Annotated in this window: 21 protein-coding genes; 9 read left to right on the plus strand and 12 right to left on the minus strand. The window is 60.2% G+C overall.

Annotated features, from left to right (window positions below):
• The first annotated feature begins 114 nt into the window (after positions 1 to 114).
• Positions 115 to 1107 (plus strand): Gfo/Idh/MocA family protein, encoded by a 993-nt coding sequence (locus ACOH1Z_RS08665; RefSeq protein ID WP_449648041.1) that lies wholly within the window; start codon positions 115 to 117, stop codon positions 1105 to 1107.
• On the opposite strand, the gene ACOH1Z_RS08670 is transcribed toward ACOH1Z_RS08665, so the two are convergent.
• The 3 genes from ACOH1Z_RS08670 to ACOH1Z_RS08680 all read right to left on the minus strand — a co-directional run bounded on the left by ACOH1Z_RS08670 (position 1104) and on the right by ACOH1Z_RS08680 (position 5386).
• Positions 1104 to 2501: a rhamnulokinase gene (locus tag ACOH1Z_RS08670; RefSeq protein WP_449648042.1), complete on the minus strand. Its 1398-nt coding sequence runs from the start codon at positions 2499 to 2501 to the stop codon at positions 1104 to 1106. The genes ACOH1Z_RS08665 and ACOH1Z_RS08670 overlap by 4 nt on opposite strands.
• Positions 2498 to 4549 carry a bifunctional aldolase/short-chain dehydrogenase gene (locus ACOH1Z_RS08675; RefSeq protein ID WP_449648043.1) on the minus strand — a complete coding sequence of 684 codons (2052 nt, stop codon included), beginning with the start codon at positions 4547 to 4549 and terminating at the stop codon, positions 2498 to 2500. The genes ACOH1Z_RS08670 and ACOH1Z_RS08675 overlap by 4 nt, the downstream gene beginning before the upstream one ends.
• Before the next feature lie 75 nt (positions 4550 to 4624).
• A complete protein-coding gene (locus ACOH1Z_RS08680) occupies positions 4625 to 5386 on the minus strand; it encodes a DeoR/GlpR family DNA-binding transcription regulator (RefSeq protein WP_449648044.1) in 762 nt (253 codons plus the stop codon).
• Between the two features lie 234 nt (positions 5387 to 5620).
• Here ACOH1Z_RS08680 and ACOH1Z_RS08685 point away from each other — a divergent pair, with 234 nt between their 5' ends.
• The 7 genes from ACOH1Z_RS08685 to ACOH1Z_RS08715 all read left to right on the plus strand — a co-directional run bounded on the left by ACOH1Z_RS08685 (position 5621) and on the right by ACOH1Z_RS08715 (position 13618).
• Entirely contained in the window at positions 5621 to 6865 is a 1245-nt protein-coding gene (locus tag ACOH1Z_RS08685) for a hypothetical protein (RefSeq protein WP_449648045.1), read from the plus strand.
• Complete coding sequence (locus ACOH1Z_RS08690) at positions 6858 to 7904, plus strand: aldose 1-epimerase family protein (RefSeq protein WP_449648046.1); 1047 nt, start codon at positions 6858 to 6860, stop codon at positions 7902 to 7904. The genes ACOH1Z_RS08685 and ACOH1Z_RS08690 overlap by 8 nt, the downstream gene beginning before the upstream one ends.
• The gene (locus ACOH1Z_RS08695) at positions 7901 to 9412 is read left to right on the plus strand and encodes a sugar ABC transporter ATP-binding protein (protein ID WP_449648047.1); all 1512 of its coding nucleotides are present in this window, start codon (positions 7901 to 7903) and stop codon (positions 9410 to 9412) included. The genes ACOH1Z_RS08690 and ACOH1Z_RS08695 overlap by 4 nt, the downstream gene beginning before the upstream one ends.
• Complete coding sequence (locus ACOH1Z_RS08700; RefSeq protein WP_449648048.1) at positions 9409 to 10392, plus strand: ABC transporter permease; 984 nt, start codon at positions 9409 to 9411, stop codon at positions 10390 to 10392. The genes ACOH1Z_RS08695 and ACOH1Z_RS08700 overlap by 4 nt, the downstream gene beginning before the upstream one ends.
• Positions 10389 to 11411, plus strand: coding sequence for an ABC transporter permease (locus ACOH1Z_RS08705; protein ID WP_449648049.1), 1023 nt, complete (start codon positions 10389 to 10391; stop codon positions 11409 to 11411). The genes ACOH1Z_RS08700 and ACOH1Z_RS08705 overlap by 4 nt, the downstream gene beginning before the upstream one ends.
• Positions 11408 to 12388, plus strand: a complete 981-nt coding sequence (locus tag ACOH1Z_RS08710; RefSeq protein ID WP_449648050.1) for a sugar ABC transporter substrate-binding protein — start codon at positions 11408 to 11410, stop codon at positions 12386 to 12388. The genes ACOH1Z_RS08705 and ACOH1Z_RS08710 overlap by 4 nt, the downstream gene beginning before the upstream one ends.
• 93 nt (positions 12389 to 12481) lie before the next feature.
• Entirely contained in the window at positions 12482 to 13618 is a 1137-nt protein-coding gene (locus ACOH1Z_RS08715; RefSeq protein ID WP_449648051.1) for a Gfo/Idh/MocA family protein, read from the plus strand.
• Here the strand turns inward: ACOH1Z_RS08715 and ACOH1Z_RS08720 are convergent.
• The 8 genes from ACOH1Z_RS08720 to ACOH1Z_RS08755 form a co-directional block, all read right to left on the minus strand.
• Positions 13583 to 14632: a LacI family DNA-binding transcriptional regulator gene (locus tag ACOH1Z_RS08720; RefSeq protein ID WP_449648052.1), complete on the minus strand. Its 1050-nt coding sequence runs from the start codon at positions 14630 to 14632 to the stop codon at positions 13583 to 13585. The two genes, ACOH1Z_RS08715 and ACOH1Z_RS08720, sit on opposite strands and share 36 nt — an antisense overlap.
• Before the next feature lie 114 nt (positions 14633 to 14746).
• Complete coding sequence (gene rhaI / locus ACOH1Z_RS08725) at positions 14747 to 15913, minus strand: L-rhamnose isomerase (protein WP_449648053.1); 1167 nt, start codon at positions 15911 to 15913, stop codon at positions 14747 to 14749.
• A gap of 144 nt (positions 15914 to 16057) precedes the next feature.
• Positions 16058 to 16411 (minus strand): L-rhamnose mutarotase, encoded by a 354-nt coding sequence (locus ACOH1Z_RS08730; RefSeq protein WP_449648054.1) that lies wholly within the window; start codon positions 16409 to 16411, stop codon positions 16058 to 16060.
• A gap of 10 nt (positions 16412 to 16421) precedes the next feature.
• Positions 16422 to 17885, minus strand: coding sequence for an arabinose isomerase (locus ACOH1Z_RS08735; RefSeq protein WP_449648055.1), 1464 nt, complete (start codon positions 17883 to 17885; stop codon positions 16422 to 16424).
• Between the two features lie 93 nt (positions 17886 to 17978).
• Positions 17979 to 19031 (minus strand): rhamnose ABC transporter substrate-binding protein, encoded by a 1053-nt coding sequence (gene rhaS, locus ACOH1Z_RS08740; protein WP_009773745.1) that lies wholly within the window; start codon positions 19029 to 19031, stop codon positions 17979 to 17981.
• A gap of 30 nt (positions 19032 to 19061) precedes the next feature.
• Positions 19062 to 20096: an ABC transporter permease gene (locus tag ACOH1Z_RS08745; RefSeq protein ID WP_449648056.1), complete on the minus strand. Its 1035-nt coding sequence runs from the start codon at positions 20094 to 20096 to the stop codon at positions 19062 to 19064.
• A 4-nt stretch (positions 20097 to 20100) separates the two neighbouring features.
• Positions 20101 to 21126, minus strand: a complete 1026-nt coding sequence (locus ACOH1Z_RS08750) for an ABC transporter permease (RefSeq protein WP_449648057.1) — start codon at positions 21124 to 21126, stop codon at positions 20101 to 20103.
• The gene (locus tag ACOH1Z_RS08755) at positions 21123 to 22712 is read right to left on the minus strand and encodes a sugar ABC transporter ATP-binding protein (RefSeq protein ID WP_449648058.1); all 1590 of its coding nucleotides are present in this window, start codon (positions 22710 to 22712) and stop codon (positions 21123 to 21125) included. The genes ACOH1Z_RS08750 and ACOH1Z_RS08755 overlap by 4 nt, the downstream gene beginning before the upstream one ends.
• Positions 22713 to 22993: 281 nt before the next feature.
• Between ACOH1Z_RS08755 and ACOH1Z_RS08760 the strand changes: the two genes are divergently transcribed.
• Entirely contained in the window at positions 22994 to 24016 is a 1023-nt protein-coding gene (locus ACOH1Z_RS08760; protein WP_449648216.1) for a LacI family DNA-binding transcriptional regulator, read from the plus strand.
• Here the strand turns inward: ACOH1Z_RS08760 and ACOH1Z_RS08765 are convergent.
• A complete protein-coding gene (locus tag ACOH1Z_RS08765) occupies positions 23988 to 24917 on the minus strand; it encodes an NAD(P)-dependent oxidoreductase (protein ID WP_449648059.1) in 930 nt (309 codons plus the stop codon). The genes ACOH1Z_RS08760 and ACOH1Z_RS08765 overlap by 29 nt on opposite strands.
• Position 24918: the final 1 nt, after the last annotated feature.

Consider the following 24918-nt stretch of genomic DNA (forward strand, 5'->3'; position numbering starts at 1 on the left):
ACTCCCACTTCCTCGACTTGGATTGTCAAACAATCTAGCAGAATGTAAGACAAAGCAAAATAGCGACCTGTTATGTTGGCGGGATATGTGTTTGTGCGCAACAAAGGAGATGGTATGACGAAGCAGTTGGCATGGGGAATTTTGGGCACGGGGTGGATCGCTGGCCTACAAACCGGTGACCTCATTGAGCACGGCCACAACGTCGTTGCGGTCGGATCTCGCACCGCAGAATCGGCTACGAAGTTTGCTGCCGAGTACAGCATCCCGACGGCGCACGGCAGCTACGAAGCACTCGTCGCCGACCCCGAGGTTGACGCCATCTATGTTGCTTCTCCTCACCCCTTCCACGAAGAGCACGCGCTGCTCGCCCTGAATGCGGGCAAACACGTTCTCGTGGAGAAGGTCTTCACGATGAACGCGGCCCAAGCTGAAACAGTTGTAGCTCGGGCATCCGAACTGAACCTTGTCGTTCTTGAAGCCATGTGGACTCGCTACCTTCCGCACATGGTGCGCATTCGCGAACTCGTGAAGGGTGGTGCGCTGGGAACGATTCGCAGCGTGATTGCTGACCACAACCAAAACCTGCCAAGCGACCCTCTGCACCGAATCAACAACCCCCTGCTCGGCGGAGGTGCTCTGCTCGACCTCGGTATCTACCCGCTGTCGTTCGCCTACGACATTCTCGGCGCACCGACTGACGTTGTCGCCGTCGCCACCAAGACGGCAACGGATGTCGATCGCCAGACCTCGATGATCCTGAGCTACGGCACCGAAGCGCAAGCCGTGCTGCAGACCACGCTCGACCTTCGCGGACCCACGCGCGCTGTCATCGTCGGCAGTGAAGGCCGCATCGAAATCGCCGAGACCTGGTACGCGCCAACCACCTATACCCGCTTCGATGGAGACGGCAACGTTGTCGAAGAATTCGACGGCACCGTCACGGGTCGCGGAATGCAGTTCCAAGCGGCCGAACTCGAGCGCCTCGTCGCCGCGGGCGAACTCGTCAACGACATCCTCTCGCCAACTGAGAGCGTGCAGATCATGCACACCCTCGACGAGATCCGTCGTCAGATCGGGCTCACCTACCCGATGCTCGACGAGAGCTAGCGAGAACGCGGAAGGTAGCGCTTAGGTGAGAACGCGGTAGTAACGAGCGACCGCAGCGACTCAAGTGAGCCCTCCACAAAGCCCTGGGCTCGCGCCTGAACCAGCACGTTGCCAATGGCCGTGGCCTCTACGGGGCCGGCCAGCACCGGCATTCCACTGCGGTCCGCGATCAGTTGGCAGAGCAACTCGTTCTGCGAGCCACCACCGACGATATGGATGACCGACACCGAATTTTCGGAAAGGTCTGAGGCCGTGTGTACGGCATCCACGAAGGCAACGCTGAGGCTTTCGATGATGCTGCGCACAAACTCCACGTGCGACTGGGGAGCGGGTAGGTCGTGTTCAGTGCACCAGGCGGCAATGCGCGCGGGCATGCCATCGGGAGCAAGGAAGCGTGGGTCGTTCGCGTCGAAAATCGGCACCGGTGTCGTGAGAGCGGATGCCGCAGCCAACAACTCAAGAAGGTCAGCGCTCGCGTCATCGTTCTGCCATTCGCGCACGCATTCGCTCAGCAACCACAAGCCCATGACGTTGTGCAGGTAGCGCACGCGTCCGTCGACGCCGCCCTCGTTGGTGAAGTTTGCGGCACGGCTGGCCTCGGTGAGCACCGGAGAGTTCAGCTCAACGCCCACGAGCCCCCACGTGCCACAAGAGATATAGGCGAAGTCATCGTTCGTTGCTGGAACCGCGACGACAGCGGATGCCGTGTCATGCGATCCAACAGCGACCACGTCGGCATGAATGCCGAGCTCGTCGCGCACCGGCCCCAGCGTTGTGCCGGGAGTAACCAGCTCAGGGAAGAGGCTGCGGGAGTATCCGAGCTTCTCGATGAGCGCGTCATCCCACTGACCGGTTGCAATGTTGAGCAATCCCGTGGTCGAGGCGTTGGTCTGCTCAGCAACCTGTCGGCCTGTCAACCAGTAGTTGATGAGGTCGGGCACGAGCAAGAAACCATCAGCGTCAGCAAGGTTCTGTTCCGCTGCGAACTGGTACAGCGTATTAAAGGAGAGAAACTGCAATCCGTTGGACGCGTACAATTCCGCGTGATCAGCAATCGCATGCACTCGCTCGACCCCCGCCGCCGTGCGCTCGTCGCGGTAGTGGAACGGGGGCGCAACCATCTGCCCTCCCGCCATCAGCGCGTAGTCAACCGCCCACGAGTCCACGCCGATGCTCGACAGCTGCGGTTCTTCACGAACAGCAGCCGCCAAGCCGGAGAGAACACTCGAGTAGAGGGCATCAATGTCCCAGTGCAAACCATCTGCGCGGCGCACCGGGCCATTGGGAAAGCGCGCCACGGGGCGCACACTCAACTCGTTGTGGCCGACAAGGCCGAGCATGACCCGGCCACTGGTGGCACCGAGGTCTACTGCGGCAACTACTCCAGCGCTCATCGCAGGAACGCCGCCGCAACACCAGCATCAACGGGGATGTGGAGACCAGTGGTGTGGCTGAGGTCGGGGCCCGTGAGCACGGAGACCGCGTTCGCGACGTTCTCTGGCAGAACCTCACGCTTGAGGATCGTTCGCTGGGCATAGAACTTGCCGAGGTCCTCTTCTTCAACGCCGTAGGTCTTGGCGCGGTTGGCGCCCCAGCCTGCCGCGAAGATTCCGGAACCGCGCACAACACCGTCGGGGTTGATGCCGTTGACCTTCACACCGTGCTCGCCCAGCTCGACCGCGAGCAGTCGCACCTGATGAGCCTGGTCAGCCTTCGTCGCCGAGTACGCAATGTTGTTGGGACCAGCGAAGACTGCGTTCTTCGAGGAAATGTAGATGACGTCCCCACCCATGCCCTGCTCGATGAGCACCGGCGCGGTTGCCTTCGAGACGAGGAATGAGCCCTTGGCCATGATGTCGTGCTGGAAGTCCCAATCCTTTTCGGTGGTCTCCAGCAGCGGCTTCGAGAGTGAAACGCCCGCATTGTTTACGACGATGTCGATGCCGCCGAAGGCGAGTACGGAATCCTGAACCATGCGTTCGATCGCGGCTGCGTCGGTCACGTTGACCTTGAGGCCGATCGCCACATCAGCCGGGTTGGAATACGCAGCGCCGATTTCGGCGGCGGCGGCCTGAGCTTTCTCAAGGTCGAGGTCAGCAATGATCACGCACGCCCCATCCGCAGCGAGTCGAGTAGCGATGGCCTTGCCAATACCGGATGCTGCGCCAGTGACGAGAGCAACGCGCGTGGCGTGCGACTTGGGCTTGGGCATCCGCTGCAGCTTGGCCTCTTCGAGTGCCCAGTATTCGATGGTGAACTTCTCGGCATCGCTGATCGGGGCGTAGCTCGAGATCGCTTCAGCACCGCGCATGACGTTGATCGCGTTGACGTAGAACTCGCCAGCGACGCGGGCAGTCTGCTTGTTGGCGCCGTAGCTGAACATTCCGACACCGGGAACGAGAACGATGAGCGGGTCAGCGCCACGGATCGCGGGGGAGTCATTGGTCGCGTGCTTGTCGTAGTAGGCCGTGTAGTCCTTGCGGTACTCCTCGTGGAGTTCCTTCAGGCGGGCGATGGTCTTTTCGACAGTCGCGTTGGCGGGAAGGTCAAGCAGTAGTGGCTTCACCTTGGTGCGCAAGAAGTGGTCGGGGCAGCTCGTACCGAGGGCTGCAAGCTTGGGCGCGTTGGCGGAGGCGAGGAAGTCGAGCACGACATCCGAGTCAGTGAAGTGTCCAACCATGGGACGGTCATGGCTCGCAATGCCGCGAATCGTGGCAGCAAGCGCGGCTGCTTTCTCGCGACGCTCCTCTTCAGGCAGAGCAGCATTCTTGGCTACCGTGCGGCCGAAGGGGGCCTTCTTGCCCTTGGTGGCGATGAACTCTTCCGCGGTGGTGATGATCCAGAGGCTGTTTGCTTCTGCTTCGTCGCTCGTGTCGCCCCAGGCAGTGATGCCGTGACCACCGAGGATGCAGCCGATGGCCTTAGGGTTCTTTTCCTTGATCGCGGCAATGTCGAGTCCGAGCTGGAAGCCGGGGCGACGCCAGTCGACCCACACAACTTTGTCGCCGAAAGCCTTCTTGGTGAGTTTCTTGCCATCCTTCGCGGTCGCAATGGCGATGCCGGAGTCGGGGTGCAAGTGGTCAACATGGGCGGCGTCCACGAGGCCGTGCATGGCGGTGTCGATGGATGGCGCGGCGCCACCCTTGCCGTGCAGGGTGTAGTCAAACGCGGCGACCATTTCGTCTTCGCGCTCAACACCGGGATAGACGTTCGTCATCGAGCGCAGGCGGTCGAGGCGCAACACGGCGAGGCCGGCTTCCTTCAGGGTGCCGAGGTCGCCACCGGAGCCCTTCACCCACATGAGCTCGATGGGCTCGCCCGTGACGGGGTCCGTTTCTGTGCCCTTGGCTGACGTGTTGCCGCCAGCGTAGTTGGTGACGCGCGGGTCGGAACCGAGACGGTTCGAGCGTGCGATGAGTTCAGCTGCAGTGGGGTTTGTCATCCGAGTGTCCTGTGTCGTCGCGTTTGTAAGTATTTGTGAAATCTAACAATAACTTACGCTGAAGCGCAAGGGGCATCACAGTAACTCAACATGCTCGCGGTACGCATCGAGGCGAGAGTCACGGGGGTCAAGTTCGGTGATGAGCATGTCGACGTCTCGCAAATTGAAGCTCACTGAGATTGAGCGGTCATCGAGCTTCGAGGAATCAACGCAGAGGATCGTTTCGCGAGCAACACTCGCGAAAGCCTGCTTCACTTGGCTCTCCGCCAGCGACACCTCCGAGCTGCCGAGTACCGGATCAACGGCGCTCGCCGAGGAGAAGAACCGCGAATACAGAACGGATGCTGCACCCTGGCAGGCGAGGAGTCCAACCAAACTTTCTGTGTGGGGCTCTGATTCGCCGCCAGTCACCATTCCGGTGACGCCCGGGATGGCACGCAGAACTACGAAGTTCTCGAGCGAGTTGGTGGCAACCGAGAGTCCATCTCGCTGGCCAAGCGTGCTTGCAATAGTGCCCGTGGTGGTGGATGCATCTAGCGCAATCGATCCGGAACGCGGGATGAGGGCGGCTGCCTTGCCGGCGATGACCTGCTTGGCCCGGGAGCGGACCGCCCGGCGTTCGTCAAAGGGGCGTGGGCCGGCGATGGAGATTGCGCCACCGCGTACTCGTCGCAGCAGTCCCTCGGCTTCCATGTCGTCGAGGTCGCGTCGGACGGTCATTGCGGAGACCGAGAGTTCTTCCGCGATGTCGTCGAGACGGAGAGCGCCGTGTTGGTTAAGGTGCTCTTGCAGCATCGCCCTGCGTTGTTGTGCGCCAAGAGTGCCGACAGTGGCCATGGTGCTCCCCGATGTTTGTGTGAGATTTCATGTTACATCCCTCGGGTTCGCACAGAGCAGGGCGAGACGCCCTCCTGAATTCGCGCCAATGTGACTGAGCGTTGACACTCTCCCGTAACGAATGATAGGTTCACTGAACACCGGTTCATTGAACCAGAACTGAACTAGACAAGGCAGAGCAGCCTGTGCGATTCGCCAAGCTGCTACACCAGCTCGGAAGAAGGAGAATCGCACATGGTCGACGGAGCGTACGAAAGCGTCGCAAGCAGCGCATCCGGAATGGATCGCGCTCTCGAAGCAGGGCAGGGCATTGTTCAGCTCGCGCCAACCTGGGTTCCCCGCGCATTCTGCACTCCCGGCCGTCGTATCCGCCTTCACCCGGACGACTACTTCCCGTTCGCCCAAGGCCGTGGCGGTGTTGACGAGCGCTGGCTTGCCTCCGCCGTTCGTGCTGACAACGGACCCCTCACCGGAGCTAACGAAGGGCTCAGTCTCGTCGTCGACCCTGACGGTGGAGCACTGCTCCCGTTCGATGAGTTCGTCGGCCACCACAAGGGCGAAGCGATCGGTGACCGGTTGTGGACACAGCACGAGAAGTGGCCGATGTACTCCAAATTCTTCGACAACCAGCAGGCTCTGCCCTTCCATGTTCACCACACCGATGAGAAAGCAGCTCTCGTCGACAAGCCGGGTAAGCCTGAGGCCTATTACTACTCGCCTCACATGAACAACCACCTAGGCGACCAACCGATCTCCTTCCTTGGCTTTCAGCCCGAAGTCACTACCGATCAAGTAAAAGCACGCCTGATGCGTTTTGCCGATGGCGGCGACAACCGCATCACCGACCTCTCGCGCGGCTACCGCACTCAGCTTGGCACCGGTTGGGATATTCCCTCTGGCGTTCTCCACGCGCCCGCCAGCATTTGCACGTACGAGCCCCAGGCCGCCTGCGATGTTTTCTGCATGTGTGAGTCGTGGAGCAATAACCGCGAAGTTCCAGAAGAACTCCTCTGGAAGGACGTGCCGCCGGAGCACCACGGCGACTTCGACTTCATCATTTCGCTTCTCGACTGGGAGAAGAACACCGACCCCAATTTCGTCACGAACCGCTTCATGGTGCCGTACTCAACCGCACAGTCAACGGCTGATGGAGAGACGGCCTACGTCGAAAAGTGGATCGTCTTCCGTTCGCCGCACTTTAGTGCGAAGGAACTCACGGTTCACCCAGGCCAGACGGTGACGATTACGGATGCTGACGCGTACGGCCTCATCGCTGTGCAGGGAACCGGAACCCTCGGTAGCCACGACATCGCCGCAGCCACGCTCATCCGCTTCGGACAGCTCAGCCAAGACGAGTTCTTCGTCACCGAGTCTGCTGCTCGAGCCGGCGTCACTATCACCAACCGTTCCGCTACCCAGGACCTCGTCATTCTTAAGCACTTCGGGCCAGAAAACGCCGAATTGGGACTCCATGTCTAAGGTTTTTGGTCGCGAGGGAACGGCCATGAGAGAGCGCGTAGGTTCGCTCTCTCAGGTCGTTCGACTCGACAGCTTCGTGGAGGCCGAAGGACCTGCGCGGGGTGCGCGGCGTCTGCGGATGGTGAACGGCAGCGGGATGGAGATCGAACTTCACCCCGACCGCGCGCTCGACATTGGGCAGGTCACGTTCGAGGGCATCCCGATCGCATGGATCTCGCCGACAGAGATCACCGCGCCGGAGGCCTTTGAGCCCGAGGGCACGGGATGGTTGCGCACATTCGGTGGCGGATTGCTCGCAACCTGTGGTCTCGACACCTTCGGCCCTGCGGGTGAGGATGCGGGGCAAACCTTCGGATTGCATGGCCGTATTGGCGCTCAAAAGTCTCGCGTCATCCGGGCCGAGGCTAACGACCGTGAAGTTGTAGTCGAAGCCGTTACCCGCCAAACCGCAGTTTTCGGCGAGAATCTCACACTCCACCGAGTTATCTCCGCTGAGGTCGGCGCGAATTCGTTCCTGCTCGAAGACACTGTGGCAAACGAGTCATTCTCTGAGCAGCCGCACATGATTTTGTACCACATCAACCTCGGATGGCCATTGCTGTCCGAGAATACCGTGATCGATATTCCTTCCCGCGAAACCGTCGCACGCGATGCTGAAGCAGAGAAGGGAATCGACGCGTGGCAGACAGGCGCCGCACCCACTGCAGGATTCGCCGAGCAAGTGTTCCGCCACACCATTGGCGACGAGCCGTTGGCGCAGGTGCGGGTATCGAACCCCGATCTCGGTGTGAAACTCGTTGTTGAGTTCTCTGGCCTCGAGCTTCCGTGGCTCTACCAGTGGAAGATGGTTGGTCAGGGTCATTACGCGCTGGGAATCGAACCCACTAACACTCCTAATGTTTTTGGACGCAGAGCCGCTCGCGCCGCGGGCGAGCTTGCCACGATCCCCGCAGGGGAGAGCATCCGCTACAGTGTGCGATTCACACTTCAGCGAACTAATGAATCCGACATCGTTCGCGATGAGGGGAGTTCAGTATGACCACCGATCCACCACCCGCAACTGCTCTGCGGATGACCGGAATCACCAAGTCCTTTCCCGGCGTCATGGCGCTTCAGGACGTTGATCTGGAAATCAAGGAGGGCGAAGTGCATGCCATCGTCGGAGAGAATGGGGCAGGCAAATCCACGCTTATGAAGATTCTTGCGGGCTTCTACCAGCCCGACAGAGGCGAGATCGAGGTGGGCGGCCGAAAGGCAACTCACTGGACCCCGCGCGAAGCCCGCACTCGCGGCATTGGCATGATCTACCAAGAGCTCAACCTGGTGCCCGACCTGTCGGTGTCTGAAAACATCAGCCTCGGCGCCATGCCTCAGCGCGGCCCCTTCGTTGACTACCGTGCGATGAACGCCAAAGCCGAAGCTGTGCTGCATGAACTCGACACCGACATCGATCCCGGCACTCGACTAGGCGACCTCTCGATAAGTCAGCAGCAGCTTGTCGAGATTGCCAAGGTAGTCGCACGCCAGCCGAACGTGGTCGTGTTCGACGAGCCGACGTCGTCGCTGGGCGACAAAGAGACCCGTGTGCTGTTCGACGTGATCAGCAAGATGCGTAACCGTGGCATCGCAATCATCTACATCAGTCACCGCCTTCAAGAGGTTATGGAGATTGGTGATCGGGTAACCGTTCTTCGCGACGGACGCCACATTGAGACACGCGATGTTAAGGGGATTACCCCGGATGAGATGGTGAGTCTCATGGTCGGCCGCGACCTCAACGAAATGTTTCCCAAGTTCGACCTCGAGCTCGGGGAGCAGGTTCTGTCGGTTGCGGGTGCGTCGCGTGCCGGTCAGTTCGACAATGTGTCGTTGGATGTTCGCAAACACGAGATTGTCGGACTCGCAGGTCTCGTCGGTTCAGGTCGCACCGAAGTTGCTCGCGCCCTGTTCGGGCTCGATCCGCTGGAGGAAGGCACCATCACCCTCGCCGGGGAAACTGTGAAGATCCGCTCACCCCGCCAGGGTGTTGCTGCGGGTATTGCACTCGTTCCCGAAGACCGTAAAGGCCAAGGCATCATCCCGGGGCTGTCGGTTCGTGAGAACTTCACGCTGCCAGTCATCACCCGGATCACGAACGCACTCCTCATCTTCTTGGGCCAAGAGCGCAAGATCGTCACAGAGCTTGCTGACCGTCTCAAGGTCAACCCGCCTCAAGTCGAACGCCCGCTCAATGTTTTCAGTGGGGGCAATCAACAGAAGGTCGTTCTCGGCAAGTGGTTGCTCTCGGAGCCGAAGCTGCTCATTCTCGACGAGCCAACGCGTGGCGTCGACGTCGGTGCGAAGGCCGACATCCATCACATCATTGGAGAGTTTGCTCAAGGCGGCGGCGGAGTGCTCATGATCAGCTCTGAACTGCCAGAACTGCTCGCTGTCTGCGACCGCATCTTCGTCTTGCACGAGGGCGTCATTGCAGCCGAAATTTCTCGCGCGGATGCCACTGAAGAGTCGGTCATGCGCGCCGCAACGGGTCAGGAGGTGGCCGCATGAATCAGCTTGTCGCACCCGCACAGAGTCTCGATAAGAGCAAAACACCTGGGGCGCTGTTCAGCACGCTGAGCATTCCTATCGCGATCCTGGCGCTCGTTGTGATCGGGTCAGTTGCCTCTCCGTCATTCTTGACAGTAAATAACCTCACCAACGTATTGAACGCCAATTCGGCGGTCGGCCTCATCGCCCTCGGTATGACGTTCGTGATGGTTTCGGGCGGTCTCGCTGACCTCTCGGTTCCTGCCAACGTGGCCATGGGCGCACTGGTCACGCTCGGCGCCCAAGAAGCCATCGGCACAGTTCCGGCGGCACTCATGGGGCTGCTAGTCGCGAGCATGGGTGGTGTCGTCAACGGCATCCTTGTCGGCTACCTACGAATTAATCCCATTATCGCGACCCTCGGCACTGGATCAGTGTTGCTTGGCCTTAGCCAACTGCTCGTGGGTGGTGGCATCGTGTACGCCGAGCCGAGCGCTCTCTCCGCCTTCGTGAAGAGCAGCATCCTCGGTATCCCCGTGTTTATCTGGCTTTTCATTTTCGTGGCGCTGATCCTGCATCCACTGCTTGCACGCACCGCTTTCGGCCGCTGGAGCCTTTCTGTCGGAGGCAACTACCAAGCAGCTCAGGCAAGCGCGGTTCCCGTGCGATTTACCAAGGCTGCTGCGTTCGCTATGACGGGCTTCCTTGCAGGCCTCTGCGGTGTGTTGCTTGCGTTGAGCAACGGCCAGGCACGCCCGATCATCGGCACCGGATATGAGTTCGTCGCAATCACCGCGGTCGTGATCGGCGGAACGAGCGTGTTCGGTGGGAACGGCAGCGTGCTGCGCACCGTTGGCGGCGTGCTCATCACCGCCCTCATCGGCAACCTGATTATCTTGCTCGGCTTCCCGAGCCAGGCAACGGGACTCATCACGGGCGCCATCGTGCTGGGTGCCGTCGGCATCGACGCATACTTTCGTCGGAAGGCAGGAAGACTGTGAAAAACTTCGACTTCGCTTTACTCGGTACTCGTGCGGTTCAGTACCGTCTCGTCATCATGCTGTTTGCGGTCGCCGTCTTTGGTGGCTTGAGTGTCGACGACTTCCTCACGGTCAACACGCTCCAGTCAGTGCTCGACCGTGCCACGGTCGTTGGCTTCTTAGCTCTAGGACTCACGCCGGTGCTGATCGCAGGCCAAATCGACCTCTCTATCGGATCCATAATGTCGATGGCCGGCATTACAACGATCTTCCTGCAGCCGTTCATCGGCAATGTGCCAGCCGCCGCTGCCGGAGTCGCGGTCGGAGTTCTCATTGGTGCGATCAACGCATTGATGGTGGTGGTGTTCAAGATCAACTCGCTCGTGGCGACCTTGGCCACACTCTTGATCTTCGCGTCACTGGCGCTTTTGGTCACCAACTCGTACCCGTTGAGTTCCGAAGACCCCATCTTCGGGCTTCCGCTGACCGCTGACTTCCTCTGGATACTCACGCCACGATCGGCGATCTTCTTGATCGCTGCCGTGCTGATGTTCGTGTGGCTTAAGCTCACGCCCACGGGTCGCAACCTCTACGCTGTGGGCAGCGATGCCCCGGCAGCAACCTCGAGCGGGATCAACGCCAACGGTTACATCGCGGCGTCCTTCATCCTGTCGGGCTTCTTTGCTGGACTTGCCGGGATGATGCAGTCGCTGAGTACTGCTGCCGGGTCTCCCGTCGCTGGTGCCGTCATGCTAATTCCTGCGATTACCGCAGTAGTTATTGGTGGGACTCGACTCGAAGGTGGCCGCGGTTCATCGCTTGCCACACTCGGCGGAGTGCTCGCCCTCGGCGCCCTCACGACAGCGCTCGAATACAACGGCGTTCCGTCGTACACCCAAGCCATCTACACCGGTCTCTTGCTGATTCTTCTGATCAGCCTCGACCGCATTGTCTCCGGGCACGGCGGCACATCTTCCCGCGCGCAGAGAAGCGTGAGGGTCGCACCAAGAAACACACCACTTCCTAGGAGGAACGCATGATTGCACGTCGTAATATCCTCGTCGCCTCGGCTGCTGCCACGCTTCTGTTCGCAGTAGCAGGCTGCACCGCCGCAGACACGGACACAGCATCCGGAGACGCAGGCAGTGTCGAAGGCAAGAGTATTTGCTATGTCACACTCGCTAACTCGCACCCGTACGTGACCCCCGCTAACGAGGGCGCTCAGGCCGCTGCCGATGCAGCAGGCGTTGAGCTCACCATCGTCAGCGAAGAGTTCTCGGCTCAGACCGGTGCAGAACAGCTCAACTCGTGTGTCTCGCGCGGCGTTGACGGCATCCTGCTGTGGCCAGCAGACGAGAACAGCTACCTGCCTGGACTACTCAAGGCAGAGCAAGCAGGCATCCCCGTTGTCGCTATCGACACTCGTGCTGGCGAAGAGTCGATGAAGCTCATCCAGTCGTTCGCTGGAGCCGACAAGTACGATCAGGGCAAGATCAGCGCCCAGCAGCTTGACGGCGCCCTCGACAGCACCGGCGGCATCGTTGTTATCGCAGGTCAAGCCGGAAACGGTACCGAGATCGCTCGCAGTGGCGGGTTCCTCGACGAACTTGAAAGCATGGGTTCCGGGCTCGAAATTCTTGCCACGGTCAACGCTGACTTCGACCAGCAGAAGGCCCTCGTAGCTTCGCGAGACCTCATCACTAAGTTCGGCGACCAGATCAAGGGTGTTTACGCACAGGACGACACGATGGCCAAGGGATTCCTTCAGGCCCTTGAAGAGAGTGGACTCGACTTCGTTCCCGTCGTCGTTGGCATCAACGGTGAGGCCGGAGCCTTCGACAACATTCGTGAAGGCAAGCAGTTCAGCACCATCCTGCAGCCGCCATTCCGCAATGGTGAACTCGCCGTCGAAACCCTCATCGCCGTCATGAGGGGCGAGACAGTTCCCGAGATGGTTCCGCTGGAAAACACCATCGTCGACAGCTCCAACGTCGACGACCTGGAGCCCGCCCTCTAAGTCGAGAGCGAGCAAGAATTGGTGGGGCCACGCTGAGAAGCGTGGCCCCACGTTCTTAACGCCCCATCCTGATGAAGAGGAGAGAACACTCGCATGCACAACACAAAGACTAAGACCATAGGAATCGGGCTCATCGGTGATGGGCTCATGGCAAAAGAGCATTCGATGGCGTGGCGAAATGTCCGCGCTGTCTTCGGGGATGTGGGGCTGGAGCCGCGGCTCGTGGTGCTTGTTCATCCCACTCTCGCACGAGCTCAGGCTGCGGCCGAACAGTATGGCTTCGAGCGAGCATCCGACTCGTGGCAGGACGTCGTGAACGATCCTGAAGTCGATGTCATCAATATCGTGACGCCCAACGCGTTTCATGAAGAAGTGGCGATTGCCGCGGCCCGCGCAGGCAAGCATGTCTGGTGCGAGAAGCCTTTAGCCCTGACGGTCGATGGCGCCAAGGCGATGACGGAAGCCGCCGAGGCGGCAGGGATCACAACACAGGTCGGCTTCACGTACCTGCAGAACCCCGGCATCGTCCTCGCGCGCCAGCTCATCGATGCTGGTGAGCTCGGAGAACTCGTCTCGTTCACCGGCTCCTTCAGCGCCGACACGATGATCGATCCCGAGGTGCCCTTCACTTGGCGCACCGACCGTTCACGCGCTGGCGGGGGAGCACTCGGCGATCTCGGTTCACACATGATCTCCATCGCCCGCCACCTCGTGGGCGATGTAGCGCGAGTGAGTGGCATGACCAAGATCGTGGTCCCGGAGCGCACAGACGCGGCCGGCATCCGGCGCACCGTCGACAACGATGACTACGCGCTGTCACTGCTCGAGTTCGCGAATGGAGCCATTGGTTCGCTGCAGGCGAGCCGCGTAGCTGTCGGGCGAGCCTTTGAGGTGTCGTTCACGCTGACCGGCACCACGGGCGTCATCCGTTTCAGTCAACAAGACAGCCATACGCTTGAAGTGTCTTTGAACTCCGATGAACTCAATACTCATGGGTTCCGCACAATAGAACTCGGCCCCGGGCACGGCGATTACGCTGCGCTCTGGCCGATGTCTGGCATCAATATTGGGCTTCACGAACTCAAGATTTTCGAGGTCAAGAAGTTTATCGATGCCATCCTGGCCGGCACCCCGTCATCTCCTGACTTTCGCGAGGCATGGCAGATTCAGAAAGTGATCGACGCGATCGAGAAATCAGACCAACAACGCGTGTGGTGCGACGTTACGTAGCTTCGGTGCAGGTCCGGTGGATGCTCGCACGATGAGCTCCGGCTCGAAGATGACGTGCTCGTGCTCGTGGGCGGCACCCTGCTCGATCTCGTCAAGAATCATCCGCACAGCGGTGCGGCCCAGTTCTTCTCTCGGCTGGCGAACGGTCGTGAGAGGAACGGTGGCGGCGCTGGCCCAGTCGAGGTCGTCAAAGCCGATGAGGGAAATCTCGTTGGGCACCGAGATGCCGTCAAGCACAAACTCTTGAAGCACGCCGAGAGCGAGCATGTCATTGGCGCAGAAGACGGCGGTCGGTCGCTCGTCACGTGGGCGCTCGGCAATGAGGCGGCCGGCGAGACGACCTTCGGCGAACTTCCACGAGGGGACGTCAATGCGTTCAATCTCTGGGCTGGTGAGGCCGGCAGTGCTCACAGCATCCCGAAGACCGTCGAAACGTTGGTCGACTTGGCGTGAGATTTCGGAACCGCCAACAAAAGCGATTCGTGTGTGGCCGAGATTCAGAAGATGCTCGCCTGCGAGTTTTCCGCCGGCAAAGTCGTCGGTGGCCAGCGAGCAGCACGGTCGGTCCCCCGAAATGCGGTCGACGTATACGACAGGGACACCGCGCTCGATGAGTTCTTCGAGTCGCGGATTGCGCTCATCCACGGGAGTGATCATGATGCCATGGACGCGCTGCTGAACGAGCAGATCGAGGTTCTGTTGTTCGCGCGACGGATCTTCGCCGTTGTGCACGATCATCACGCCGACACCGAACTCTTTGGCGGCAGCCTCAGCGCCAAGGGCGACGTCAACGAAGAAGGGGTTTCCCATATCGGCGAGGGCGAAACCGAGCGTGCGCTCGCGTCCTGGCCGGTATTGGCGCGCGTTAGCCACCGGAACGAATTCAAGCTCTTTGATTGAGCTGAGCACCTTCTCGCGGGTAGCAGCATTGACGTAGCTCGGGCGATTGAGTACGTTACTGACCGTACCCGCCGACACTCCCGCGTGCCGTGCTACGTCCCGAATGTTCGCCATCGCGCCTTCCACTGCTTTTGATTCATTGAACCAAACCAAATGCAAGCGTACACCCCATTAATGCTGGCCGCGGGCTAGTTGTCCCGCTGGGGTAGACAGCGTGATGTAGAGCGCTTAGGCTCCCCAGCCGGCCTGAACGCCACCGACCCGGTCTTCGGCGATCTTCTGCTGATAACCGGATGCCGCATAGGCCGCCATGGGGTCAGCGGGAAGTCCCCGCGACTCGCGCCACGTGGCGAGGTCCCCGCGCACATCGGTGTAGAACGCATCCATCATGATCGCGTTGGCTCCGAGTACATCGCCAGCGTTCTGCGCTGCGGTGAGAGCATCCGAGTCGACAAGAAGTGCACGGGCAGTCATTTCTTGAACGTTGAGCACCGACCGCATCTGGCCGGGAATCTTGTCTTCAACGTTGTGGCACTGGTCGAGCATGAACGCCACGCCGCTGTCGGCGCCGTAGCCGCCGCCGCGAACAACCTCGTACAGGATGCGGAACAACTGGAAGGGATCGGCCGCGCCGACGATCAGGTCGTCGTCGGCATAGAAGCGCGAGTTGAAGTCGAACGAGCCGAGCTTGCCGAGGCGCAGCAGCTGCATCACGATGAACTCGATGTTGGTTCCTGGCGCATGGTGGCCGGTGTCGAGGCACACGAGAGCGCGCTCGCCGAGGGCCGCTACTTGTGCATAGCTGGTACCCCAGTCCGGCACATCCATGTGGTAAAAAGCGGGCTCAAAGAACTTGTACTCGAGCACCATGCGCTGCTCTTCGCCGAGGCGGTCATAGATCTTTTGCAGTGATTCGGCGAGGCGATCCTGACGCCCGCGGATGTCGGCTTGGCCGGGGTAGTTCGATCCGTCGGCGAGCCAAATCTTGAGGTCGCGGGATCCTGTCTTGTGCATGATGTCGATGCACTCGAAGTGGTGATCGATCGCCTTCTGGCGAATCGCGGGGTCAACGTGGGTGAGCGAACCAAATTTGTAGTCGTCGTCCTGGAACGTGTTTGAGTTCACGGTTCCGAGTTCAACGCCGTGTTCGTTCGCGAACGTGCTCAGTGCGCTGTAGTCGTCGACCTTGTCCCATGGGATGTGAAGGGCAACTGACGGGGCGAGTGCCGTGTACTTGTGAACCTGGGCGGCATCCGCAATCTTCTCTTGCGGAGTGCGCGGAGTGCCGGGGGTTCCGAAGACTTTGAATCGCGTTCCGGAGTTGCCGAAAGCCCAGGAGGGAAGTTCGATGGCCTGTTCTTCGAGGCGGGCTGCGATTGAGCTGAATTGCGCCATGGGAATTCTTACTTTCTGCTGGTGGTACGGCTGGTTGTAAAGCCGAGGGATGTTGGGGCGAGGATGTGCTCGCGAAGGTTTCGGGGAAGCGACAAAGTGAATCGATTCAATTCGAGTGTAGACCGAGATTCTAGAGGAGGCAATCTATCCATCTGACCGCCTCCTGCTCGCAGCAAGTTGGTCCTCAAGGTTGAACACTTCTTCCAGAGGAACGAACCCCTCATCTGGCGGAACATCGAGGTCGATAAAGTGGTCGCCCATGATTGCCTGCCATCGAGCATTCACTTCGGTCGCGGCCATTGCACGCTGTGCGGCGGCGAGGTCGTCAGATTCGACGTAGCCGATAAGCATCCCGTCGGCGCGAAGAAAGAGCGAATAGTTGTGCCACCCCGATGTTGCTAGCGCCTCAAGCATTTCCGGCCAGACAGCGGCATGTGCGACCTTGTATTCCTCGATGTGGTCGGGCTTCACTTGCAGTTGAAAGCAATAGCGGTTCACGGATGCACCCCTAACGCCACTTCGGAAGGTCGGCCATATCGACGTGACGGTGCTCGATGCCGAGCAAGCTCGCGGCGGCGTGAATGTCGCCAGCAACATGGCCGACGCAGAGAGCCCAGTGGTGACCGATGCCGGTCTGCGACCACTCATCGACCCACTCACCAGGGTCGCCGCCGAAACTCACGCGCGACGTAGTATTGCCGATCTCCAAGAGCGGCCCAGGAGTTACGGTTCCCTCGCTAGTGATGAACGTGTAGCTGCCATCACGATCCTGTCCGATTCCGAATGTGGTAACCGGCCCCTGCTGCACGTCAAACTCAACGGACACACCGTAGCCTCGTTTGCCGTGGTAAACGCCAAGGCCGCGTAGCAGCGGATCGCGCTCCGAAACGGCGAGGTGCGCTGGGCCATCGTGGCCCATCTCCACAACGTCGTCAAAGAAGTTGAGCGCCTGAATCTCTGTGAACGAACCTCCAGCACCGATGGTGTGGGCTGCAAGCATCGCCAAGCTAGTGCGTAGCTCGTATTCACCAACGAACGGGATGCCGCGTGCGGTCAGCAGCGATGAGCCAAGAATCATGCCAGCGCCGAGGCGCTCGTGTAGTTCACCATTGAGGCCGCGGTGGTAGTACGCGGCAGAGTCGAGGTCAAAGTCGTCTACCAGTCGATCGAGTCCGACGCTCACTTTGGCGCCCCAGGCGAAATCTTCCTCGCGTACCGACTCATCGAGAGTGAACAGCTTGCGGGCCAGGTTCATGCGCTCGGTGACTTGGGCATCGGTTACTTCGTCAACGCGAACCCGAAGGTCATCGAATTCGAGCACTTCCACGTGTGAGCCAAATTGGCTGGAGACGAGGGTGAGGTCGGTCGAGACGTCGAGCATTCCCGGGTAGACGTGGCCCATGAGGCCGTGGCGTGCGTGGCGAAGAGTAGCGCGCACCTTGGCCGCATTTACCCAACGGTTGATGCGTGCCCAAGCCCGTTCATCCTTCAGGTGGCCTGAAACGCTGCGGAACTCGATGCCAGCGCGCTTGAAAACGTTCGCGACCTCGGGCACGGGGCACTGGCCGCAATACGCGAGCCATTTTCCGGTGTCGAAGTTGGCGTGGTCCATCGCTTCAGTGGGCTGGAGATCAATGACGAGCACCGGAGTCTTCGCGCGCTGCGCAATCGGAAGAACCATGGATGCCGTGAGGTAGGTGGTCAGGAAGATGACGATGAGGTCGCAGTCAGCACGACGCAGCTTCTCTGCCGCGACGGTGGCTTCTTGGGCATCCGAAATGAATCCAACATCAATGACTTCAGCATCGAGAGCGGTGAAGCGGTCGGTGACGTACTTGCTCGACTCCTGAAGCTGGGGGAGGAGCGCGGGAAATTGTGGCCAGTAGGCTGCGAGTCCGCCGGCGACGAGGCCGATGCGGGTGGCGCGCCGAGTCTTTGAGGGAAGCAGCTCTGAAGCTGGAGTAAGGGACATCATTGGCTCCGAAAATCTGAGGCTGGTGGTTGGTAGTGAGGGGGGGGATACCCGGGCCGGCTCGTGAGCAGGCCCGGGTATCTGAGCGACTAGTTAGAAGTCGTATTCGTCGATGTTGTCTGCGTTGAAGCGCGTGGGCGGTCCAACAATGGCAACGCCGTTCGCGCCAACGGTGATCTCGCCCATGTCGCCAGCGTCGAAGGTGTCACCCTCGGCGCCCGTGATGGTTCCGTCAACGAGAGCCTTGCCAGCGAATGCTGCAACATAGCCGAGCTGTGCCGGGTCCCAGAGGGCGAATTCCTGAACGGTTCCGTCCTTGACGAACTCGCGCATCTCGTTCGGGAGTCCAAGACCGGTCAGTGCGACCTTGCCCTTGTAGTCCGAGGTCGAGAGGTACTTTGCTGCTGCAGCGATACCAACGGTCGTGGGCGAAATGATGCCCGCGAGGTCGGGGTATGACGAGAGCAGGCCCTGAGTTTCTTGGAAGGACTTGTCTGCGTCGTCGTCGCCGTAGACCTTGGCGACGAGCTTGATGTCTGCGTAGTCAGGGTTCGACTCGAGCTCCTCCTCCATGAACTTGATCCACTCGTTCTGGTTCGTCGCCGTTGCCGTTGCGGACAGGATGGCGATCTCACCGGATCCACCGATCTGCTCGGAGATGATCTCGAGCTGAATCAGTGCGACGTCCTTGGCAACAACCTGGCTAATGAAGATGTCGCGGTAGTCGGGGTTGGTGTCGGAGTCGAAGGCAACAATCTTTGCGCCAGCTTCGCGAGCTGTCTGAAGTGCCGGGCCAACGGCGTCGGGGTCGTTAGCCGCGATCACGATGACCTTCGTGCCCTGCTGGGTTGCCTGCTCGATAAAGGGGATCTGTGCACTGGCGCTGGCCTCAAGTGGTCCGAGGACCTCTGAGTCGTAGCCGATTGCGGCAGCACCCTCTTCGCCTCCGCCGAGAACGACGTCGGTGTACGGGTTGTTGAGCTGCTTGGGCAAGAACGCAATGGTACCGGCGCTGTCTCCGCCGCCGTCGCCACTGTCGCCGCCGTTAGTTGCAGCGCAACCGGTTGCGGCGAGGGCCACTACCGTTGCAATCGCAGCGATGGAGCCGATACGGCCGCCTCGGCTGCTCGTGGAAAACAACTTCATTGTTCTTCCTTTCGTAAAGACGCCTGGTGCTTAGGCGCGGGTTATTCCGGGGGCGTTCTGCTCCTGGACTTCTCGGTGCAGCCGGTTCAACCGGATGCGTTCTTTGCCCCACGCGATAACGCTGGGGGCCACGACGGAGAGCACGAGCAATCCGCCGGTGACAATGATGAGTGCCGTCTCCGGCACCTTGGCGAGCCGAAGCGCGTAGGTGAGTGTTCCGATGAGAAGCACACCGCCAACGACGCCCGGAATGTTTCCCTTGCCGCCGAATATCGAGACACCACCGAGCAGGACAGCCGCGATGACGCTGAGCTCAAGGCCGGTTCCGTTGTCTGGACCGGCGCTTGCCAGCCGCAGGGTGAGGAAGACGCCAACCATCGACGAGACAATGCCAGTGGCAACGAACATCCAGAACTTGGCATGACCAACTCTCACTCCCACAAAAGTCGCAGCCTGCGGGCTGTACCCGAGGGCGTAGAGGCCACGTCCGAAAGGAGTGAAGTGCAGTAGTACCGCGAAGAACGCGATCACGATCAACGCGAAAATCATCATGACCGGGATGCCGGTGTTGCCAATCTTCGAAAGCACGAATGCGTTCAGTTCCTTGGGGAAACTCGCGACCTTCTGGTCGCCAATCACGACGAGCGCGAGCCCACGGTAGAGGGCGAGGGTTCCGATCGTCACGGCTAGGGATGGCAAGCCGAGGGTGGTGATCAGGAAGCCATTGAAAGCTCCGCACAACACACCAACCAGCAGTGAGAGCGCCATGACCGTTCCGATATCTAATCCGCTATCGCGCCACAGCACGCCCATCGTGGCGCTCGTAAGGCCGGCCGTTGAAGCCACAGAAAGGTCGATCTCCCCGGAGACGATAACCAACGCCATCGGCATCGCGATGAGCAAGATGGGAAGCACTTGAATGAGCAAGAAGCCCACGGTGAGGGTCGAGGCAAAGTAGTTCACCGTGACCATCGAAATGATGACGACCGTGATCAGGGTGTAGAAGATTACGGCGTCATGGCCGATGAGGCGGCGGCTCAACTGGCCCCGTGAAGTAGCGGTCATTGTCTTAGACATCTTTTGCCTCATTCACTCGCAGCTTGCGGGCTCTTCGCAGCGACACGACTCGATCGATGATGATGGCGGCGAGGATGAGCACACCCACAATCGCCTGCTGCCAAAACTTGTCGACGCGGGTGGCCGTGAGCGCACCAGTAATGGTGGAGAGCAGCACGGCGCCGATCGCAGCACCGGCGACAGTTCCCGAACCACCGAAGATCGCGACGCCGCCGACGACGACCGCGGCTACGACATCCAATTCGATTCCGGAACCGGTGAGCGCTCCGACCGAGTTGTAGCGAGAGGCATACAGAACACCGGCGAGGCCAGTGAGTGCACCACACGCGATAAATGCACTCAGCACTCGACCGCCAACGGGGATGCCGAACAGGCGGGCCGCATCCGGGTCTGAGCCGATTGCGTACAGGTCACGACCGCTTCGGACCGAGCTCATGAACATCGCAACGGCCACCGTAATGACGACCGCGATGATCGTGATGATCGGGATGCCGACAAGAGTGTCGACCGAGAGGTTGCCGAACGCTTGGGGATTGTCACCGGAGAAGAACTGTTTCGACCCGGCCCAGCTCGACAGCACTCCTCGGAAAATGTAGAGGGTGCCGAGGGTGATCACCAGTGCAGGCACTTTGGCTGAGGTAACCAACATGCCGTTGATTGACCCGAGGAGTCCACCGAAGATCATGCCGATCATGAACACCAGCACAAGGGGAATGGTCGGGAACATATCGAAGACGGTTCCTGTGCCGAAGGCAACGAGCCCCAGGATGGCACCGACGGAAAGGTCAACGTTGCGGGTGATGATGACGAGTGCCTGAGCGACAGCCAGGATCACCATGATCGTCGCGTTGAGCATCAAGTCCTTGGTGCTCTGCGGCGAGAGAAAGCGCGGGTTGATGATGTAGGTCACCACAATGAGCGCAATAAGGGCGCCGGCGACGGGGATCTCGCGGGCGGTGAAGAAACGCTTGAGGGCGTTGCTTCGCGGCATGGCCGGTGCGTGGGTCACGGTGCTCACTCGCCCGCCTCCAATTCAGTGCTCAGTTCTTCGTCGGTCTGTTCCAGGTGCAGTGCTTCGCGACTGCCCGTGGCAGCCTGCATGACCCGTTCTGCTGTCGCGTCAGCGCGACTGAGTTCTGCCGTGATGCGGCCTTCGTGCATGACGAGAACGCGGTCAGCCATCCCGAGCACTTCTGGCAGTTCGGAGGAGATCATGAGGATCGCAATACCGCGGCCCGCAAGATCAGAGATGAGACGGTGCACTTCTGCCTTGGTTCCGACGTCGATCCCTCGAGTGGGTTCATCGACGATGAGGAGTTTCGGGTCGGTGGCAAGCCACTTAGCGAGCACGACCTTCTGTTGGTTTCCTCCCGAGAGGGTAGAAACGGGCAGATCTTGCGAACCAGTTTTCACCTGAAGGCGCTGCGACCAGTCTTCGGCGGCGGCGCGTTCGCGTCGGCCGGAGATGATTCCAAAACGTGCAAGTGAGTGGCGGAGGGTCAGGGTGACATTTCGTGCAACGGAGAGATCGAGCACCAATCCCTGTTTACGGCGATCCTCGGGTACGAATCCGATTCCTGCGGCGATCGCGTCCCTTGGGCTGTGTGCTTTCAGCGCCGTGCCGCTGATGCTCACGCTTCCCGTTTCATACGGGTCAATCCCGAATACGGCGCGGGCAACTTCAGTGCGTCCGGCACCGACGAGGCCCGAGAGGGCGACGATCTCACCAGCGCGAATCTCAAAGTCGATTCCGGTGAACGTGCCGGCGCTGTTGAGGCCGTCAACTTTGAGCACGACGTCACCGATCTCGGCGTCTTGCTTGGGGAATAGATCACCAAGCTCCCGGCCGACCATCTCTTTGACGATTGCCGGAACCGTGACTTCAGCGGTGTTGTGAACCTGAATATAGCGGCCGTCACGCATGACTGTGATGCGGTCGCTGAGTCCGAAGACCTCTTCGAAGCGGTGCGAGATGAACAGGATGCCCGCGCCTTTTTCCCGTAGCGCGCGAGCGACAGTGAAAAGGCGTTCTACTTCAACACCGGAGAGTGCCGCTGTTGGCTCGTCCATGACGAGAACGTTGGCGTCGAGCGAGATTGCTTTGGCAATCTCGATGATCTGCTGATCGGCGATAGAAAGTCCATCAGCGATGCGATCGGGATCAATAGGAACTCCGAGAGTGGTGAAGAGTTCGGCCGCACGTCGACGCATCTCGCCGCGGCTGATGAGTCCAGCGCGACCCTTGGGCTGGCGGCCGATGAAGATATTCTCGGCGACGGTGAGGTCGGGGAATAGCGTCGGTTCTTGGTAGATGACCGATATGCCGGCCGCTTTACTTTCACTGACGTTGCGAAAGTGCGCCGGCTTTCCTTCGACCAGAAACTCGCCGCCATCGGGGGAGTGAACTCCGGCGAGGATCTTTACGAGGGTGGACTTGCCTGCGCCGTTCTCTCCGACGAGAGCATGGATCTCGCCCGGAAGGATCTCGATGGTGCCATCCGCAAGCGCGATCACGGGGCCGAAAGTCTTGGATGCGCCCCTGAGGCTGAGCGCGGGGGTGCGGGCGGCGTGTGATGCCGGTGCCGTTTCTGCTGCAGTCGCCATTGAACTGTGGTGCCTCCGCGTTGAGTCATTGCTGTGGGTGACGGTGGTCGAATCACCTGGCTGGAAACTACAACCGCCAATTGAATCGATAAAATCGACCGTGCGTGAACGATACGACGATGTATTGGGGTCCGTCAAGTCCCACAGCGGCACTCTGCCCGCTAAACTTGCCCTCGATGAATGAATCGTTACACTTTTGTCCTTAGACTCGTATTGAGTCGAGAATTCGTCTTGTCCTCATCCGCTGCCCAACGTCGGGCCGAGAAACTCTGGTTGTGTCTATGTCAACGCCGAGCGTGCATGATGTCGCAAAGAGCGCTGGCGTATCCGTCGGCACCGTCTCAAACGTGCTCAACCACCCCCACAAAGTCTCGCCATCGACCGTTGAACGCGTGCAGAACGCGATTGAAGTACTCGGGTTCATCCGCAACGATGCCGCCCGCCAACTGCGGGTCGGTCACAGTCAAACCATCGGTCTCGTCGTGCTCGACGTGCGCAACCCGTTCTTCACAGATATTGCTCGCGGTGCGGAAGATAAAGCCGCCGAGGGCGGACTGACTGTCACTCTCGGAAACAGTGACGAAAGCATCGAGCGCGAAGCGAAGTACCTTGATCTGTTCGAACAGCAGCGTGTCTACGGGATGCTTATTTCGCCGTACGGTGACATCACCGACCGGCTCGAATCCATGCGAAAACGCGGAATCCCGGCAGTGCTCGTTGACCGTGAGAGCCCCAACTCGACATTTAGCTCGGTCTCCGTCGACGACATCGTCGGTGGCAAACTGGCAGCAACCCACCTCCTTGAAACGGGCCGCCGTCGCATCGCTTTTGTCGGAGGGCCCATGGCGATCCGCCAAGTTTCCGACCGACTCACGGGCGCCAGAGAGGCAATTGAGAAGGTGCACGGAGCGAGCATTGAAGTTATCGAAATCGATGCGCTCAGCGTCATCGCCGGCCGGGCGGCAGGAGCAAAAATCGTTGCTCGCTCGCCGGCAGAGCGCCCCGATGCCATTTTTGCCGCCAACGACCTCGTCGCCATGGGAGTGCTGCAAGCACTCCTCATGAACGGCAATTCGACCCCGTCGATCCGGGTGCCAGAAGACATCGCCCTCATGGGCTATGACGACATCGACTTCGCCAGCGCGGCCGTCGTTCCGCTCTCATCCATCAGTCAACCGAGTGCTCAAATGGGTCAAACGGCCGTCGAGATCCTTCTCAACGAAGCAGCAAACCCCGATGCTGACCGGCGTCAGGTGGTCTTCGCGCCCAAGTTGGTCATCCGTGAATCGACTGCGCCGCGATAACCACATGCGCTAGGGGCTCGCCAGCGAGCAGCCGGCGGGCTTGCTCTCGAACCACGGCATCCACTCGGCCATACATCGCAGAGGTGTAGCCGCCAATGTGGGGCGTAATGGTGATGCCGGGGGTCGACCACAGCGGGTGATCGCTGGGTAGCGGTTCGGGGTCGGTGACGTCGAGAGCAGCACGAATGCGTCCAGCGGATGCCGCAGCCACGAGTGCATCCGTGTCAACAATTTTGCCTCGAGATACATTCAGGAGCAGTGCCCCTGGCTTCATCGTGGCAAGGAATTCCGCATCGATGAGGGAGGTGGTCTCGTCGCTGAGAGGCACGGCGATTGCGACAACATCGGCTTTCGCGAGGAGCGATGGCAGGGCATCCATCGACTGGACGGCACCACGGGCGTCGCTGCGGTTGGTGCGGGCGACCCTCACGACGTTGGCCTCGAAAGGGGCGAGCTTGTCTGCGATCTGGTTACCAACACCACCGGCGCCGACAATGACCACTGTCGTGCCAGCAACGCCGATGAACTCGTGCTGGTTCCACGTGCCGGTCTGCTGGTTGGCGAAGTGTTCAGGAAACCCGCGTTGTTCAGAAATAATCAGGCCAACCGCGAGCTCAGCGGTAGATGCTTCATGCACGCCGACGGCGTTGCAGTACGTGATTCCGGCGGGCAGTTTGGCAGCAACGCCGTCGTAGCCGAGTGATTGCGACTGCAGCGCGGCAACATCGAGTCCCGCGAATTTCTGCAGGTCATCCGCCGAGCGGAGGTAGCCGAGAACAGCCAAGTCAACGTGCTGCGGTGGCGGGCCGTCGTTGGCACCCCACACGATCAGGTTAACGTCGGGCAGTTGCGGGGCAAGCCGGTCGCACATCTGCTGGTCGGGGAGAGCAATGGTGAACATG

The sequence above is a fragment of the Rhodoglobus sp. genome (genome assembly GCF_053580035.1).